The organism is Photorhabdus laumondii subsp. laumondii, assembly GCF_003343245.1.
GTDB classification, from domain to species: domain Bacteria; phylum Pseudomonadota; class Gammaproteobacteria; order Enterobacterales; family Enterobacteriaceae; genus Photorhabdus; species Photorhabdus laumondii.
Genome location: NZ_CP024901.1, coordinates 5,015,391 through 5,030,879, shown reverse-complemented (window position 1 = coordinate 5,030,879; position 15,489 = coordinate 5,015,391). Strand labels below are relative to the sequence as shown.

At 44.1% G+C, this 15,489-nt stretch carries 16 protein-coding genes and 1 pseudogene; 6 read left to right on the top strand and 11 right to left on the bottom strand.

Annotation, left to right across the window (positions count from 1 at the left end; all coding sequences use genetic code 11):
- Window positions 1-325: 325 nt before the first annotated feature.
- The 6 genes from PluTT01m_RS22070 to PluTT01m_RS22045 all read right to left on the bottom strand — a co-directional run bounded on the left by PluTT01m_RS22070 (window position 326) and on the right by PluTT01m_RS22045 (window position 7,023).
- Entirely contained in the window at window positions 326-2,098 is a 1,773-nt protein-coding gene (locus PluTT01m_RS22070; protein WP_041381186.1) for an acetyl/propionyl/methylcrotonyl-CoA carboxylase subunit alpha, read from the bottom strand.
- Window positions 2,099-2,112: 14 nt separating this feature from the next.
- Window positions 2,113-3,726: a 5-oxoprolinase subunit B/C family protein gene (locus PluTT01m_RS22065; RefSeq protein ID WP_011148400.1), complete on the bottom strand. Its 1,614-nt coding sequence runs from the start codon at window positions 3,724-3,726 to the stop codon at window positions 2,113-2,115.
- A gap of 17 nt (window positions 3,727-3,743) precedes the next feature.
- Window positions 3,744-4,502, bottom strand: coding sequence for a LamB/YcsF family protein (locus tag PluTT01m_RS22060; protein ID WP_041380395.1), 759 nt, complete (start codon window positions 4,500-4,502; stop codon window positions 3,744-3,746).
- 104 nt (window positions 4,503-4,606) lie between these two features.
- Window positions 4,607-5,269: a pyroglutamyl-peptidase I gene (gene pcp / locus PluTT01m_RS22055; protein WP_011148398.1), complete on the bottom strand. Its 663-nt coding sequence runs from the start codon at window positions 5,267-5,269 to the stop codon at window positions 4,607-4,609.
- Between the two features lie 9 nt (window positions 5,270-5,278).
- Window positions 5,279-6,295, bottom strand: a complete 1,017-nt coding sequence (locus tag PluTT01m_RS22050; RefSeq protein ID WP_011148397.1) for a DUF979 domain-containing protein — start codon at window positions 6,293-6,295, stop codon at window positions 5,279-5,281.
- On the bottom strand, window positions 6,295-7,023 hold the full coding sequence (locus PluTT01m_RS22045; protein ID WP_011148396.1) for a DUF969 domain-containing protein: 729 nt from the start codon (window positions 7,021-7,023) through the stop codon (window positions 6,295-6,297). Before PluTT01m_RS22045 ends, PluTT01m_RS22050 begins: the two co-directional genes overlap by 1 nt.
- A 569-nt stretch (window positions 7,024-7,592) precedes the next feature.
- Between PluTT01m_RS22045 and PluTT01m_RS22040 the strand changes: the two genes are divergently transcribed.
- Window positions 7,593-8,255, top strand: a complete 663-nt coding sequence (locus PluTT01m_RS22040; protein WP_041381184.1) for a GntR family transcriptional regulator — start codon at window positions 7,593-7,595, stop codon at window positions 8,253-8,255.
- 351 nt (window positions 8,256-8,606) lie between these two features.
- Window positions 8,607-8,843: a cell morphology transcriptional regulator XreR1 gene (gene xreR1 / locus PluTT01m_RS22035; protein ID WP_011148394.1), complete on the top strand. Its 237-nt coding sequence runs from the start codon at window positions 8,607-8,609 to the stop codon at window positions 8,841-8,843.
- A 235-nt stretch (window positions 8,844-9,078) separates the two neighbouring features.
- On the opposite strand, the gene PluTT01m_RS22030 is transcribed toward xreR1 (PluTT01m_RS22035), so the two are convergent.
- Complete coding sequence (locus PluTT01m_RS22030; RefSeq protein ID WP_011148393.1) at window positions 9,079-9,720, bottom strand: HD domain-containing protein; 642 nt, start codon at window positions 9,718-9,720, stop codon at window positions 9,079-9,081.
- A 114-nt stretch (window positions 9,721-9,834) separates the two neighbouring features.
- Between PluTT01m_RS22030 and PluTT01m_RS22025 the strand changes: the two genes are divergently transcribed.
- Window positions 9,835-10,824: a GlxA family transcriptional regulator gene (locus PluTT01m_RS22025; protein WP_011148392.1), complete on the top strand. Its 990-nt coding sequence runs from the start codon at window positions 9,835-9,837 to the stop codon at window positions 10,822-10,824.
- 11 nt (window positions 10,825-10,835) lie between these two features.
- On the opposite strand, the pseudogene PluTT01m_RS22020 reads toward PluTT01m_RS22025, so the two are convergent.
- The 3 genes and pseudogenes from PluTT01m_RS22020 to xreR2 all read right to left on the bottom strand — a co-directional run.
- Window positions 10,836-10,994, bottom strand: a pseudogene (locus PluTT01m_RS22020) (CcdB family protein); the annotation flags it as partial.
- Window positions 10,995-11,213 carry a type II toxin-antitoxin system antitoxin CcdA gene (gene ccdA, locus PluTT01m_RS22015; RefSeq protein WP_011148390.1) on the bottom strand — a complete coding sequence of 73 codons (219 nt, stop codon included), beginning with the start codon at window positions 11,211-11,213 and terminating at the stop codon, window positions 10,995-10,997. It lies immediately after the preceding pseudogene.
- Between the two features lie 166 nt (window positions 11,214-11,379).
- The gene (gene xreR2, locus PluTT01m_RS22010) at window positions 11,380-11,589 is read right to left on the bottom strand and encodes a cell morphology transcriptional regulator XreR2 (RefSeq protein WP_011148389.1); all 210 of its coding nucleotides are present in this window, start codon (window positions 11,587-11,589) and stop codon (window positions 11,380-11,382) included.
- Window positions 11,590-11,738: 149 nt separating this feature from the next.
- Between xreR2 and xreR1 (PluTT01m_RS22005) the strand changes: the two genes are divergently transcribed.
- Both xreR1 (PluTT01m_RS22005) and PluTT01m_RS22000 read left to right on the top strand, forming a co-directional pair.
- Window positions 11,739-11,975 carry a cell morphology transcriptional regulator XreR1 gene (gene xreR1, locus PluTT01m_RS22005; RefSeq protein WP_011148388.1) on the top strand — a complete coding sequence of 79 codons (237 nt, stop codon included), beginning with the start codon at window positions 11,739-11,741 and terminating at the stop codon, window positions 11,973-11,975.
- Window positions 11,976-12,108: 133 nt separating this feature from the next.
- Window positions 12,109-12,720: a hypothetical protein gene (locus PluTT01m_RS22000; protein ID WP_011148387.1), complete on the top strand. Its 612-nt coding sequence runs from the start codon at window positions 12,109-12,111 to the stop codon at window positions 12,718-12,720.
- Window positions 12,721-12,889: 169 nt separating this feature from the next.
- On the opposite strand, the gene PluTT01m_RS21995 is transcribed toward PluTT01m_RS22000, so the two are convergent.
- Window positions 12,890-14,086, bottom strand: a complete 1,197-nt coding sequence (locus PluTT01m_RS21995) for an aspartyl protease family protein (RefSeq protein ID WP_011148386.1) — start codon at window positions 14,084-14,086, stop codon at window positions 12,890-12,892.
- A gap of 379 nt (window positions 14,087-14,465) precedes the next feature.
- On the opposite strand from PluTT01m_RS21995, the gene PluTT01m_RS21990 reads away from it, so the two are divergent.
- A complete protein-coding gene (locus PluTT01m_RS21990) occupies window positions 14,466-15,455 on the top strand; it encodes a glycosyltransferase (protein WP_011148385.1) in 990 nt (329 codons plus the stop codon).
- Window positions 15,456-15,489: the final 34 nt, after the last annotated feature.

Below are 15,489 nucleotides of genomic sequence, written 5' to 3'. Positions count from 1 at the left end.
ATATGATATCAAAATATTTAATAAATATTTCTTTCGGATAAAAATGAAAGCGTTTTATTAATAGTTAATCTAACCAGTAAACAGGTTTTAAATCGTGTGATGACTTATTTATCTTATTGTCAATATTAACGAAATGATTAAAAACATTGCCATTAATAGTTATTTTTTTCTATCCATAAAGGGGTTAATTAACCTCTTTTTTACGATATTGCTTGCATTTTAATTTTAATCTTTTCATTAAAATTGTACGGAAATTATCCGTACAATTTGATGTTGTATTGGGTAATGTGAATTTATGTGTCAAATTAGCCAATTATCGTCATTATTAATCATCGTTAATACTTGCCAGTACATTTCCTGCCTGTTGATAACCGCCTTCTTCTACATAGATAACGATTTTTCCAGAACGATGTGCGGTGAGTTGCGTTTCCATTTTCATTGCTTCCATGACAGCAATGACATCACCTTGTTTAACTTCATCACCCTCCTGCACATACCAGGATTGTAAAACGCCGGATATTGGTGCTGAGACGGGATTCGGTGCTGTTATTGTCCTCTCCATTTCACTATTTTTGTTTTCAATGATGGAATTTCGCCCAGAATCAGGCAATGAAAGCCCTTTTAATAATTCGGCTGGTAGCCCTAGTTCATGCCGACGGCCATTAATTTCAATAAAAGTACGTGTTACCTTTTCTTGATAATGATTTTCCTGACGCGGAGATATTTTTATATCATTGATAAAGTCAGTTTCGATCCAACGAGTATGAACGTTAAATGTGTCATCGGAAATAAAATCAGGATGCTCCATCACTGCTCGATGAAAAGGCAATACTGAGGCAACGCCTTTAATGCTGAATTCCTGTAATGCCCGCTGCGCACGGGCAATAGCTTGTTGGCGGGTTGCTCCGGTGACAATCAACTTAGCCATCAGCGAATCAAAAGTGTCAGGGATGGTGGAACCTGCTGCAACACCGGAATCCAATCTTATGCCTGGGCCGGAAGGGGGAGAAAATACTGTCACGGTTCCGGGTGTCGGCAAAAATCCTTTACCCGCATCTTCTGCGTTAATACGGAACTCGAAAGAATGGCCTAAAGGAATAGGCGTTGAGGTCAATGATAAAGGTTTACCTTCGGCAATTCGAAATTGTTCTACCACAATGTCGATCCCTGTGGTTTCTTCGGTGACCGGATGTTCGACCTGCAAGCGAGTATTGACTTCCAGAAAGGAGATCGTGCCGTCTGCACTGAGGAGAAATTCCACTGTTCCGGCTCCAATATAACCAGCAGCGGTGCAAATATCTTGTGCTGCTTGATGAATACGCTGGCGCTGATGTTCAGCCAAAAATGGGGCCGGTGCTTCTTCTACCAATTTTTGGTTACGTCGTTGCAGTGAACAATCACGTGTACCAAGTACCACCACATTGCCATGTTTATCAGCCAGAATTTGCGCTTCGATATGACGAGGTTTATCCAGGAACTGTTCAATGAAACATTCTCCACGACCAAAGGCCGCTGTTGCTTCACGAACAGCCGAATTGTAGAGTTCGGTGACTTCATCAAGCCGCCATGCCACTTTCATGCCACGTCCACCACCGCCATATGCCGCTTTAATTGCGATTGGCAGGCCATATTGTTCGGCAAACGCCAGAGCTTCCTCTGCGTTTTTCACCGGTTCTTCTGTACCTGAAACCTGTGGGGCACCTACCTGTTGGGCAATTTTGCGTGCTTTAACTTTGTCACCCAAAGTATCAATTGTCTCTGGTTCAGGACCAACCCAGATCAACCCTGCATGAATAACTGCACGGGCAAATTCTGCTCGTTCAGCCAGAAATCCGTATCCGGGATGTACCATGTCGGCACCTGAACGTTTCGCAATATCCAATAATTGGGGAATATTGAGATAGGTATCAGCGGGGCGGTTTCCGCCTAAACTATAAGCCTCATCAGCCAATCGTACATGTTGTGCATTGATGTCCGAATCAGCGTAGACGGCGATAGATTGTAAACCATAATCCCGGCAGGCACGGATGATACGGACGGCGATTTCACCGCGGTTAGCAATCAAAACTTTTTTTATGGGATAGTTTTTAATATTCATGGTCATTGCGGTACTCATAAGCGGCAATCGCTCTCTTTTATTTCATGAAATTCAGTGATTGGGTTGAAGCGGATACGGGCATTGACAGGAATTTGTCCCGCAAGATCGAGATGATAGTTGGCAACGGAACCAATGACTGGATAGCCACCGGTCAAAGGGTGATCGGCTAAAAACAAAACCGGTTGACCACTGGCAGGAACCTGAATTGCGCCGGTGGTCGTTCCCTCACTCGGTAACTCTTTATGGTTAAGACGCGATAATGGTGTGTCTCCGTACAGACGAATACCAACTCGATTAGATTGTGGTGTAACTTGCCAAAGTTGGTTTTGTAGCAGGGATAGCGCTTCTGCGGTGAACCAGTCGGTGCGCGGCCCTAGAATAATGTCCAGTGTAACGATATCGTCAGTGGTGGGCATATTGAAAGCCGGGCTTTCATCCATTGATACCGCACAACCCTGCGTCACAGTAAGAATATCCAAAATATCGCCTATAGCGATTGGCTTGGGGCCAACGTGTGCCAGCGTGTCGTAAGAGAGGCTGGAGAGAATAGGTTGCTTGGCAAAGCTGCCACGCACCGCCAAATAAGAACGCATTCCCGCTTTGGGCGTTCCTAATGTCACTTTATCGCCTTCGCTCAGATCAATAGGCTGATAGCCATCAACCTGAAACTTTCGGCCAGATGTTGTTTGAACAGTGATTGGGCAGTCAGCACCTGTAACCGCGATAATGACATTGCCATGAGAAATGAAGCTTAATCCTCCTTGCACAATTTCCAGACAGGCATTATCCGAAGGATTACCGGCGATCCGGTTGGCACTTCTCAGCGCTGTTTTATCTAGCGCTCCGGCAGCGGAAATACCTAAACTAGCCTGTCCTGAACGGCCTAAATCCTGAAAAAGTGTTTGTATTCCAGTGGTTAGGATTTCCAGCGAGGCGTGTTTATCAACTTGCGAAGGTAGAACGTCCTCTATGGGGGCAACAGGGATTTCGGCTTTAGTGATAGAGATTGCTGCGCCTTTGCGTTGATCTCTGAAACGTACCCGGAAACCGGGTTGTAACAGGGAAGAGGGAGAACGTGAGAGATCCCACATGCGTTCTGGCGTGATACCGATGATTTGCCAACCTCCCGGAGTGGCTTGAGGGTATATTCCACTGAATTCTCCGGCTAGGCCGACTGATCCCGCAGGAATGCGGGCTCTTGGGGTTGTCCTGCGAGGAACATGTAAACGATCTGACTCTGCGACTAAATAGGCAAATCCGGGGGCGAATCCGGTAAAAGCAACGGTGTACTCGCTTTCGGTATGCCGCTGAATAACTTCCTGTGTGGTGATACTGAGGATTTCTGCCACTTCTTCCAGATCTTCACCAGTGTAATACACCGGGATTTCAACGAGTTTCCCGGTTGTCCTATCCAGTGTATTCAGGTTGCGGCCGTTGATATTTCCGGCAAGTTTGACGGTGGAAACCACATTGGGACGAAATCGAATCAACAGTGTTCTGGCCGCTGGAATAATTTCTTCTACGCCTGGAATGGGATGAGCGTTAAGTGAATCAAATAACGCCAGCGTTTCATTCAGATCATGAAGCTCGACAATAATGGCATCTAAATTAACAGGTAAAAAACGCACTAGGCACCCCTGGGTATTTAAATAAAGGAGCGTACGGTGATCCCAGCTTGTTGCAGGGTTAGTTTCACCTGACGTGCCATTTCCACCGCGTCTGGGCTGTCACCATGAACACAGATGGAATCTGCCTGAATACGGGTAAAGCTACCATCAATGGCTTCAACTCCTCCTTCGGTCACCAATTGCAACATGCGTCGGGCAACGAGATTAGCGTCATGAAGCACAGACCCTTTTTCCCGGCGGGAAACTAGCGTGCCTTGTGGAGTGTAAGCTCTGTCAGCAAAGGCTTCCGCAACGGTACGTAAACCGTTTTCCTGCGCTAAATCCAATAGTTTTGAGCCAGCTAATCCAACCAGCACTAAATTGTCATCCACTTCACGAATCGCGGTAATAACGGCAAGGGCTTGGTATTCATTGTGGGCAATGGTGTTATACAGTGCACCGTGCGGTTTAACATAACTTACGGTGGTTCCTGCCGCCACGGCCAACCCTTTCAACGCGCCAATCTGGTAAATAACATCCGCGATCAGCTCATTACTGGAAACATCCATATTACGGCGACCAAATCCGACCAGATCTGGATAAGAGACATGAGCACCGATCACTACCTGATTTTTGTGGGCAGATTTTAAGGTTTGAAAGATCCCGGCGGGATCACCAGCATGAAATCCACACGCGACATTGGCGCTGGTGACAATGCTCAGCATGGTATTATCGTCACCCATTTTCCATTGACCAAAGCCTTCGCCAAGATCGCTGTTTAAATCAATCATGTTCATAGTCGTAACCCCAATCAAAGTGATCTCTAAAAAAGTAGTAAAAAATTCAGGATGCTTATCAGCTCTACAGATAGGCAATTTCTGTTACGCCGGTAGACGTTGAACTAATGAGTCATTCCTCCGCTAATAGCAATGTCCCCACTGTTTTCTAATGCTTGATTAATAGCGATTTTCAGTGCCATTGTTATTGTTTCCAGCGCCATACTTGGCGTACCGGGGTGTTTTACCGCCTGTTCAGGCAGGTAGGGAATATGGATAAATCCACCACGTACTAATCCACCACGTACTTTGGGATAAGTCAGTGCCAGATGGTGCAGCAGGCCATACATGACATGGTTGCAGATATATGTGCCGGCACTCTGTGAAATCGAAGCAGGAACCCCTGCGGTTTGCAGGCCACTGACGATCGCTTTGATCGGTAGGGTGGAAAAGTAGGCCGCCGGGCCTGTTGCTACGATTGGGGTATCAATGGGTTGATTGCCCTGATTATCGGGAATACGTGCGTCGTTGATGTTAATCGCTATGCGTTCCACCGTGATATCTGGCCTGCCTCCTGCTTGTCCCACGGCAATGACGAGTTCAGGTTGTATCTCATCAATAGCTGCGTACAGGCAGGTGAGAGAAGTATTGAATACACATGGGAGCTGGCGTGTCTCAATATGTGCTCCAGATAGCTGTTGGTTTTGCAATTGCCTGACCGACTCCCACGATGGATTGATGGCTTCACCGTCAAAAGGTTCAAAAGCGGTAATCAGAACGGTTTTCATAGGATATCCTTACAAAAACATCAAAAAATAGAGCAGAAAAACATTGGCAATCAACAGCGCTATTCCCGTGGGGATTTGTGCTTTAATGACCGCATTGCGATTTGGTAATTCCAACAGAGCGGCTGGAACGATATTGAAGTTTGCGGCCATTGGGGTCATCAATGTACCGCAATAGCCCGAGAACATACCGATGGCGGCCATGACCGCTGGATTACCGCCATGTTGCAGTACTAGAATGGGAATGCCGATCCCGGCGGTAACAATCGGGAACGCAGCGAAAGCGTTGCCCATTATCATCGTCAATAACGCCATACCGAGTATGTATGTCGCTACCGCGATCAATCGATTATCCACCGCTAAATAATGTTCAGTCAGGTGAGAAATTGCGGTACCGACACCTGCTACGGTAAATAATAGTCCTAGCGTCGCTAATATCTGTGGCAGGATAAACGCCCAACCGATGGAATCCAGTAAGCGGCGCGCCTCTTGGGTTGATTGAGTTACATTTTCACGTGTCATTTTCAGTGCAACGCCATATCCGACTAAGCAGCCTACTGTCATGGAAAACAGCGTTACCAAGGTGGCATGGTTGCCGCTACCGAACAGCGCCTGTTGTAACTCAGGGATGTGGTTAAACAGTAATACGCCGATCACCGTGACGATAGGGATTGCCAGTGCGGGAAGAAAGAGGCGATTACCCAAACGGGAGGCACTTTCCTGCCGTTGCTGAGGTGTGCGTTGATGGTAGCTACCCAATCGCACACCGCCAAAACCAGCCGTCAGTGCCATCAATACGACGATTAGCCCGACACCGATATGTAGCATCTTTTGGGCCTCGGCTTCGCTGTCTGCCCATAGTGCTATTAAGCGGTAAGTCCAGTCGCCTACTAAAAATACGATGCCATATAGCGCCCAGAACAAGCTGGTGGTCAGGCGGCGGGGGTTGGTGTGATCACGCCAAGACATTGTGGCTACGGCCAACAGAATCACGCCTGCCAGCCAATAAAGATATTGTTGCTGAAACATTACTCCACCTTACTGCGATTTTTGTCCATGCCATTCAGTGCTGCCAGCTTGGTAGCGATCTGGTGGTCAAGACGAGACAAGCGGAAAGCGTGGATTAGGAAGGCACAGATGGCGGTAGGAATTCCCCACATAGCGATATGTAGCGGTTCCGTTTGGATACCGCCAGACTCTAGCATAAAGTTATGCATAAAGATGATTGCACCAAAGGCGACGAAAATATCCTCACCGAAGAAAAGGCCAACATTGTCGGTTGCTGCTGACATGGCCCGCAGGCGATAACGTATATCGTCAGGTAGGTCATGATGACGGTTTTCCGTAGCCCCTTCTACCATTGGTGCCAGCAATGGACGCACCATTTGCGGGTGCCCTCCTAAACTGGTCAGCCCTAGCGCAGCGGTTATTTCACGAATGAACAGATAGATGATCAGCAAACGTCCGGCGGTTGCTGTTTTAATATTGCTAATCCAGGTTTGAGCTCGTTCTTTTAAGCCGTGCCGTTCTAAAAGACCGATAGTTGCCAGCGGCAACAGCAAAATTAGTGGCAAATTTCGGGTATTAAGGAAGCCGGAACCTAGTTTTTCCAGAATCGCTGTGATCGGCATATGAGCGGCCAGCCCGGTAATGATCCCTGCGACAATCACTACCAATACCGGGTTAAACCTAAGTAAAAAACCCACGACAATAACCGCGATGCCAATCAACGGCCATAGATTCACAATCTGTTGCATGGTGTGTCACCTCGGTGGATAAAAATCGCGGTTGCTTGCTGTGTCGTCATAGGTTGAATTCCTGTGTGGTAGATAGTAGATAAATGTATACCCGTTATCTTTCAAGTTGCTTCTTTGTTGGCTGCACTCACTCACCCCGGTCACATAGTTATCTATGCTCCCGGGGATTCGCTCCCTTGCCGCCGCGATGCATCTTGAAATCCATAGGGTATATATCTAAGCAATATGCGTACCATCGTTGGATAATTTGCATTTATTGTTAAATTATTGTTTTTTTATTGTTGAACAATAAATAGAGTGAGGCGAAAGAATAGGCAAATAAAATTATTTTTTAATGATAAAAATGAAATGCAGATCACTTTTTATAATAGTGATGTTCTATGGTGGTGCGTTTAATGCACCATTATGAGGCAATAATCATTCTGGCGTAGAAAACAGTCAGTGGGGAGGAATCTCTATGCTTGCTGGCAGTAGGTGAATGTGTGAAGATGCCTGCCATTCTTATCTTTAGCAGCCGGGAGCTTGTGGCCAGGTTTGCGACATTTGGTCCGCTCTTTCAATTAATTATGATGAAAAAAAATAATTCCTCTCCTAAGACGTTAAGTGAAAAAGTTACAGATATTATCCGGCAGAAATTGATTATTGGGGAGCTATCACCCGGTCAACGACTATCAGAAGCGGCTTTGAGCGAACAACTTGAAATATCGCGTAATACATTACGTGAGGTTTTTCGGGTACTGACTCAGGAAGGGTTACTGCGATATGAACCTAACCGTGGTGTTTTCGTCGCCACTCCGAGTATCGCTTCTATTATCGATATTTATCGAATCCGGCGGCTTATTGAGTGTCAGGCATTGGCGCAATCTTATCCTATGCATCCTGCGGTTGAACACATGCGCGGTGCAATCGAAATGGCTAAACGGTGTCGTGATACTCAGGACTGGATCGGTGTAGGAACTGCAAATATGGCATTTCATTCAGCTATTGTTGAACTGACTGACAGTGAACGGCTGATAACATTCTATGGGCATATTTCTGCGGAATTGCGGCTGGCTTTTGGTTATCTGAACGATCCTGAACTTTTTTATGTTCCTTATATTGATCAGAATGCCCATATTTTGGCGTTACTTGAGAAAGGTGAACCAGAAAGTGCGGCCTCCGAGTTAAAAAGCTATCTGGAGCAGTCAGAACGTACGGTATTAGCGGCTTATACGCGCAAAAATCGTACTTAATAAATAATACTTGCGACCAGATTGGCAAATTTCTTGATAAAATAAATTAATTTAATTAATGTGTTCGAAGATTTTTCATATTTTTGGTTTGTAACGTTATATTTGTTTGGCGTAATCCCAAACAAAGGCGGTAGCGTCTATGCCATTAAGGAAGCGAATGATAAGAGAAGCTATATATGCCTTTTGTGCCATGATAATTGAGCGTTTTAATCCTCCCAATGACAAGATCACTTTGTTATTAAAATATCATTCATCGTATTTTTGCGGTAAGTCATATTAGTAACACGAGTTACAGGAAAACGTGACTTATAGTCCGTGGTTTGATAAGTAACATCGTTCGATACTTATCGAATGAAAAAACCTAACACGATAAAATCCATTTTTGGACAAAGAGTTAGATATATCAGAATGGCATCTGGTATGTCTCAGGAAGCTTTTGCCGATAAATGTGGGCTTGATCGTACTTATATCAGTGGCATTGAACGTGGCGTCAGGAACCCCACGCTTGAAGTTATCAATGTCATAGCAAGTGGTTTACAGATTGAATTAAAAGATCTGTTTGACTTTGACGCGGAGAAAAAGAGTTAGTGATCTATACCTTATGGATTTCAAGATGCATCGCGACGGCAAGGGAACGAATCCCCGGGAGCATAGATAACTCTGTGACTGGGGGAAGTGAGTGCAGCCAACAAAGAGGCAACTTGAAAGATGACGGGTATACCTGTTTTTCAGGCAGATCTTCTCTGTGCCTGCTCCTGTAGACTCAAAACGGATAACCTGCATTTGAGTAGCAGGTTATCCTTCATCTGCCACAATAGGACATTTAGCCTTTCCAGCGGGAATTGCGGATTACGTTACAGTAATTGAGGGGAACAAGTCCCGGCTGTTTATCCTGTATGACATCCACATTGAAGCCACCAAACATTGTCTGGGACTTGTCCTTGATGCCATCATAAAAAGCCTGAATGATATCTTCCTTGAAGCCGTCAGTACGTGGGTGATGCTGTACAACCGCAGTGCGCTCACTGTCGCTGAACGCTTCGTAATTGATCCCCAACACATCCATTTCAACGCCAGCAGTAACGAGCGCAATTTCGGGTACCATAAACTCTGGAATGCCCGGCGTGGTATGTAAAGCAATCGCCGTCCAGACTTTATCAATATCGGCCTGAGCGATACCGTATCCTTGCAGGAAATGTTTCGCCGCATTCGCGCCGTCAACCTCGAATCGTTTGTCACAGCTACAGTGTTCATGTGTCAGGCCGATGTCATGAAACATACATCCGACATAGAGCAGTTCATGATCCACGTTAAGCCCAAGACGCTGACCGGCGAGCGCACCCCAGTAGTAAACACGACTTGAATGATGAAAAAGCAGGTCAGATTCCGTATCGCGGATGAACGTGGTTGCATCACGGGTTATTTGGGTATCAGGAATACTCACGCCGTTAATTGAAAAATTCATATGCTGTCTCCGGTTGATTAAGTGAAGGTCAGCATAAAACACATGACACCCGTCCTGAATTAACTTATAACGATGATTCAGGACACTAAGATTAAATAAGACTTCTGTAGAGCAATGATTCACAACATCACCATATTGGCTGTGCCTGACGTTCAGCTACTCGATGTTTCAGGCCCCCTAGATGTATTCGCTGAGGCGAACCGTATATTGCACCGGCAGGTCTATTCCCTGAGCGTGATGTCGACCGGTTCAGACATCATCACTTCTTCTTCTGGCGTTAGGCTGATGGCTGATGTGATTTTGAGCGATACAACCAGCCACTCGGCAGACACATTTCTTGTGGCTGGTGCGCCGGATGCGCATAGCCATACCCTTTCAGAACAGGAGTGTTCTGCAATCATCGAAATGTGTCATCGTAGTCAGCGTTACGGCTCCGTCTGTACTGGTGCCCTGTTGTTGGCGCAGACCGGACTGTTGAAGCAGCGTCGGGTGACAACCCATTGGGAGTGTGCCGAATTGCTCGCGATGCGTTTTCCCGAAATCATTGTCGAACCGGACATGCTCTATGTGGCTGATGGTTCCGTGAGAACGGCGGCAGGTGTGACATCCGGGCTGGATCTGGCGCTCAGGCTGGTTGAAGAGGATCTGGGTCGCGAAATCGCGATGGAGGTGGCAGCAAGTCTCGTCATGTTTTTCAGGCGACCGGTCTGTCAGGGGCACTTTATCCGCAGGAGCCAGTTATCCCTATCCGGGAGAGCCGCTTTTCAGGATTTACAACGCTGGGCGCAGGCAAACCTACAGGGCATAAGTGGCTTGCAGGACATGGCTACACATATGAACCTGAGTATCAGGCATCTGGGACGTCTGTTCCGTCAGGAGCTCAACATGAAGGCAGGAGTATGGCTGGAGCATGCACGTATTGAGAAAGCGCGGACGTTACTTGAGGAAGGCAGGCTCCCGCTCAAGGCAATCCCGGGAGCTTGCGGATACAGAAGCAGCGATGTAATGCGCAGGGCCTTTGTTAAAAATACGGGCATCACCCCCTCTGTTTACAGAAAAATATTCATACAGACGCAGCAGAGCGGCACAAATGAAGAAAACTGAGAGCCAGACGTGGGAAATAGATGACGACTCACCTTGCTTGAAAAATGATGCGCTTCAACTAAAGGAATAGCCATACGCCTTTCTGGTGTTTCAATGATGTCACGTTGTACATCAACAAACATACTGTATTTGCTTTCGCTCCGTTTGTATTGATAAACAACAAATTGCATTTACCAGTTCCTGTTTTCATCAGCAAATGAGCCATATTGTTCAATAAATTGAGCAATTTCTTCCAATCCTTTGCGATTATCTGCTTTCCAACTTTCAGCTTTGATTCGTTGAGCTTCTCTGGTCATGGCTTTATTAACAAAACCTGAAATATTTACACCGGCTGAATTCAGGATCAGATAATTTTCTTTATCAAAAGTTACGTTAACTCTATGTTTCATAGCACACCTCAGAAACACACTTAAAATGAACATGAGGAAATGGATTGCGAGCAGGAAAAGATAAATGCAAACAGCTATAAGTAATCATTACTCTTACCGAATGATATAAAGTAGATTGGAGCAGCTTATCTCATTGATAAACTACTCCACTTTAATTTACAGCCACCTACTTTGTGTACCTCGAAGGCCATATTTCAGCGGGATCGCGATCCAAAGCCGTGGCAATAAGCCGTTGACCTTTTGGCCAGCGGCGTTGCAGGGTATTGGCAAGGGTCGATGATGCTAATCCTGCTTTCCTTGAAACGGCGGCTAGCGATGTGCCACGTTTTTTCAGCTCAGCTATGATGTCTGCTGGGTGCCAGTCTTGATTTTTCATTAATTAATCCTCCGTGTTACGGATAACTTTGATATGAAAAGGTAAGTCGTTACATAGTAGACTATAAGTCACATATGATAACATAACTTACCATAAAAAGTGACTCATAGTCCGTGGTCTGATAAGTAACATCATTCGATACTTATCAGATGAAAAAGCCAAATGCTGTAAAATTCCTTTTTGGACAAAGAGTTAGGTATTTCAGGCAGTCGTCTGGCATGTCTCAGGAAGCTTTTGCCGATAAATGTGGAATTGATCGGACGTATATCAGTGGTATTGAGCGTGGGGTTAGAAATCCTACGCTTGAAATCATCAATATTATTGCGAGTGGTTTGCAGATTGAGCTGACAGATTTGTTTGATTTCAGTGCAAAACCAAAAGGCTAAAATAGTCGCTTTCCCCTTTATTTCTTAGAAATTTTCTTATCTTTTTGTTGGAATGAATTACTGTGCTAGCCTTGATAAAGGTTGAGAAAATGGGTTGGTGGTAACTGATAAGTACGATTAAGGAAATGTCATTGTGAGTGAATTGTATAAAGGCATGAGTCAGGAAGCGTTTGAGAATGGTTATTTTTACGTAACTGAACTTCGGCAGTTTGCTAAATCTTTAGGAATTGCAACAAGTCACTTAAAAAAGAATGAGCTTGAGTTACATATTCGGTCGTGCTTGTTTGGTTATTCTGGTGATTTGCCTATTGCTATTCCTAACAAAAGAGATCGTGTTGGTCGGGATTTACTCGCCTTGGAAAGTTTGGTAATAAATTATGTGAGTGACAAGCAAACGAAAAATTTCTTATTAGAACAGGTGAACCGCCAATATGGGCCATTAGCGGATAAATCTGGCCAATGGTATTGGTTAAATTATTGGCGTAAGGCGCAAATTGCTAATAATAACAAAATTACCTATGGCGATTTGGTTGAGCACTTGGCTTCTCTGAAACAGCAGGAAGGAAGGCTTCCACAGATCCCTTCCGCCCGTTTAAATAATTTTATTAGTGACTTCATTGCTGATCCGGAAAATAAAGATAAAGGGAAAAAACAGGCACTGGAAATATGGCAGGCGTTGAAAGAAAAAAATTTACCTAAAACGTATCTTGCTTATAAACAGAATAAATACCAAATTGAAAAATAAGTTTATTGAGGAAGAACCTATACCCTATGGATTTCAAGATGCATCGCGGCGGCAAGGGAGCGAATCCCCGGGAGCATAGATAACTATGTGACCGGGGTGAGAGAGTGCAGCCAACAAAGAAGCAACTTGAAAGATGACGGGTATATATCTCCCTCAATAAATGGCTTTATTAAATAGTTATAATTTTCTGGGTGTTATCTCGTTCAATTTTTATTGTCAATTTACCCGATGGTGTTTCTGACAACTGATTACGAAGATAGGTGATATCCTTAGGAAGGGCTTGTTGACCATTAACTTCCAGTACAATATCACCGTTCTTTAATCCAAATTTTTCGATATCTTTGGGATCGTTGTAAAATATCTCTACTTTGTTATTAAAATAACGGATTGCAATTGTGCGAAGTAATGGACTGTCATAACGGGTGAAATTTTTAGCGTTAAAACAGAGCAGCATTTTATTTGGGATAAACAGATAATTATCAAAACGTGAGAAGAAACTCATACCGAGATTGTAGAGACCACTTTTATTTTCGCCAATTCTCAGACGACCTACCGGCAGTTGCTGTAAATAAAAGCCATCAATCAGATACTCTTTACTACTATCAAGCCCACTAGCGGACGCGTATTTGACACTGGTTCCTTCAGAAATTTTATCTTTGTGCTCTTTTTTCAGATATTCAATAAATTCCTGAGCAACATAGCTGTAATCGGCCCCGGTATCTATATTAAAAACGACATTAGAAACTTGGATTGCGGGAGATTTGCCGTAGCTATCACTGTAAGGTTCACATTGTTGATAATTTAGGATTGAAGGTGCATGTCGCCATACTGTCAATGTGTGGTTCAGGTTATTTATTTCCCAGTTTAGCTGACGAAAAGTATCAATGCCGAGAATACCATCCAGCTCCTGACCAATGGACTGATTAAAGAGACTCATGTCAATGCCAATCCAGGGATCGGAGCTCGGCACTGTATGATTACCGAGGGTAATCGCCAGAGGTTGCCATAATGTTAGGTCAGCTTTGTGTAAGCGTTTTTCACTGGTTGTAACCAGTCCATCGGACAACATACGGTGGAATGTAACCGGTATTTTTGATTCTGGTGTGGTTTGTGTCAGCGTTTTTGCCAGCTTATTATCGATGAAGGTATAACTGGCACCGGTATCCAGCAAGAATTGATATTTTTTACCGGAGATAGTGACAGGAACAATAATCGATGTTGGCTGATGGATGTTCAGCTTAGTAGAAAGGACAGGTTTATTTTTTTCTGGCATATGGATTTTTTCCATATGGCTACAGCCCGTTATCAGCGTCAGCATGCTGGCGGCGATAATTGCCCGGGAGGTTGTTTTTTCCTGTTTTTTCATAATATTAGATTCCTTTTCTAGGAGTGGAAGATAAAAATCCAGGGTCCGGTAAAACCCCACATTATTATCTGCTTTTTACTATATCCAATGGATTTCAAGAACAATAACATCATTACATTAGTTAATGTGAAATGTAGTGAGTAATTGTTTAACTGCGGTTGAACTATTATTGGTTTCAGGGGTAATATTGGTGAAAGTTTCGTCTGTCGGTAAGTTTGAGTGGTAAAAATTATTATTATTTTATTTTTAGGTATAATGTAAAGGTAATAAATATTTATTGGTTTTATATTTATATGTGGAAATTATTTTCCTGATAACTATTTAGATGATGTCAATATAAAAAAGTAACACTTTTGGGCTAAAGGAATATATTGATTTTATGTCTATATCACTAAAACTCAGTATTGTCGTATCTATTTATAATGGAATGCGGTTTTTACCGCAGTTTTTTGTTAATTTATCTCGGCAAAAGCTAGCTAATTTTGAATTAATTTTGGTTGATGATGGTTCAACGGATAATAGTCGCCAGATTATTGAGCAATATGCCAAAAAATTCCCAAAGATAGAAATTATCGCGCAGAAGAATCAAGGGGTTTCTGTTGCCCGTAATACGGGGTTAGTGAAAGCCAGAGGTGATTATGTGGCTTTTCCTGATATTGATGATGTCATTTATCCGGGTATGTATAACCGGCTGTTAGAGATTGCTCAGAATAATGATTTGGATATTGCTACTTGCAACGGTCATTATGTTTATGATGATGGTCGGCCTGCTCGAAAGATTTTTCCTTCCGATCGCCTCTCTTCTACCGCGGTTCTGAGCGGACCAGAATGGTTGCAACAAGCACTGAGTTCACGCAAATTCTTGCATGTAACTTGGCTGAATATCTATAAACGGGCTTTTCTGACAAAACATCATTATCAGTTTGAACCGGGGTTGCATCATCAGGATATTCCGTGGACAACAGAACTCTTGTTGACGGCAAATCGGGTGCAATATATTGATGAATCTTTTTATGATTATCTGATTCACGCCGCTTCGGTGTCCCATGTTCCTGCGGATGATCGTATTAAGGTAAGAACAGCACATCACTATATGAAAATCTTGGAGATGCTGAATAAGATTAATCAGCGCTATCCACAGCAAGTCAAGCAGGTGCCGGCATGTCATTGGCAAATTGCGAAAGAGGGGCTAGGGATTTTGCATACCATTAATGAGATAGAATCCTCTACGATAAAACAACAAATCGTTCATGAATTGTTTGAGCGCGGTATTTGGTCAATGATCTGGAAAAATGCCCGTGGATTTAGATTGCGTTGGCGTTTGGCTCGTCGTTATCCGCGACTTCGAGCGGTGTTAAAAGCCGTTTAAGAGTGAAAATAACGGCTTTAATAATCGTTCCCTA

What these genes read in the sequence shown, in the direction of transcription:
- PluTT01m_RS22070 (WP_041381186.1), bottom strand. Translation starts at nt 2,098, where the DNA reads ATGAATATTAAAAACTATCCCATAAAAAAAGTTTTGATTGCTAACCGC.
- PluTT01m_RS22060 (WP_041380395.1), bottom strand. Translation starts at nt 4,502, where the DNA reads ATGAACATGATTGATTTAAACAGCGATCTTGGCGAAGGCTTTGGTCAA.
- pcp (WP_011148398.1), bottom strand. Translation starts at nt 5,269, where the DNA reads ATGAAAACCGTTCTGATTACCGCTTTTGAACCTTTTGACGGTGAAGCC.
- PluTT01m_RS22050 (WP_011148397.1), bottom strand. Translation starts at nt 6,295, where the DNA reads ATGTTTCAGCAACAATATCTTTATTGGCTGGCAGGCGTGATTCTGTTG.
- PluTT01m_RS22045 (WP_011148396.1), bottom strand. Translation starts at nt 7,023, where the DNA reads ATGCAACAGATTGTGAATCTATGGCCGTTGATTGGCATCGCGGTTATT.
- PluTT01m_RS22040 (WP_041381184.1), top strand. Translation starts at nt 7,593, where the DNA reads ATGAAAAAAAATAATTCCTCTCCTAAGACGTTAAGTGAAAAAGTTACA.
- xreR1 (WP_011148394.1), top strand. Translation starts at nt 8,607, where the DNA reads ATGAAAAAACCTAACACGATAAAATCCATTTTTGGACAAAGAGTTAGA.
- PluTT01m_RS22030 (WP_011148393.1), bottom strand. Translation starts at nt 9,720, where the DNA reads ATGAATTTTTCAATTAACGGCGTGAGTATTCCTGATACCCAAATAACC.
- PluTT01m_RS22025 (WP_011148392.1), top strand. Translation starts at nt 9,835, where the DNA reads ATGATTCACAACATCACCATATTGGCTGTGCCTGACGTTCAGCTACTC.
- ccdA (WP_011148390.1), bottom strand. Translation starts at nt 11,213, where the DNA reads ATGAAACATAGAGTTAACGTAACTTTTGATAAAGAAAATTATCTGATC.
- xreR2 (WP_011148389.1), bottom strand. Translation starts at nt 11,589, where the DNA reads ATGAAAAATCAAGACTGGCACCCAGCAGACATCATAGCTGAGCTGAAA.
- xreR1 (WP_011148388.1), top strand. Translation starts at nt 11,739, where the DNA reads ATGAAAAAGCCAAATGCTGTAAAATTCCTTTTTGGACAAAGAGTTAGG.
- PluTT01m_RS21995 (WP_011148386.1), bottom strand. Translation starts at nt 14,086, where the DNA reads ATGAAAAAACAGGAAAAAACAACCTCCCGGGCAATTATCGCCGCCAGC.
- PluTT01m_RS21990 (WP_011148385.1), top strand. Translation starts at nt 14,466, where the DNA reads ATGTCTATATCACTAAAACTCAGTATTGTCGTATCTATTTATAATGGA.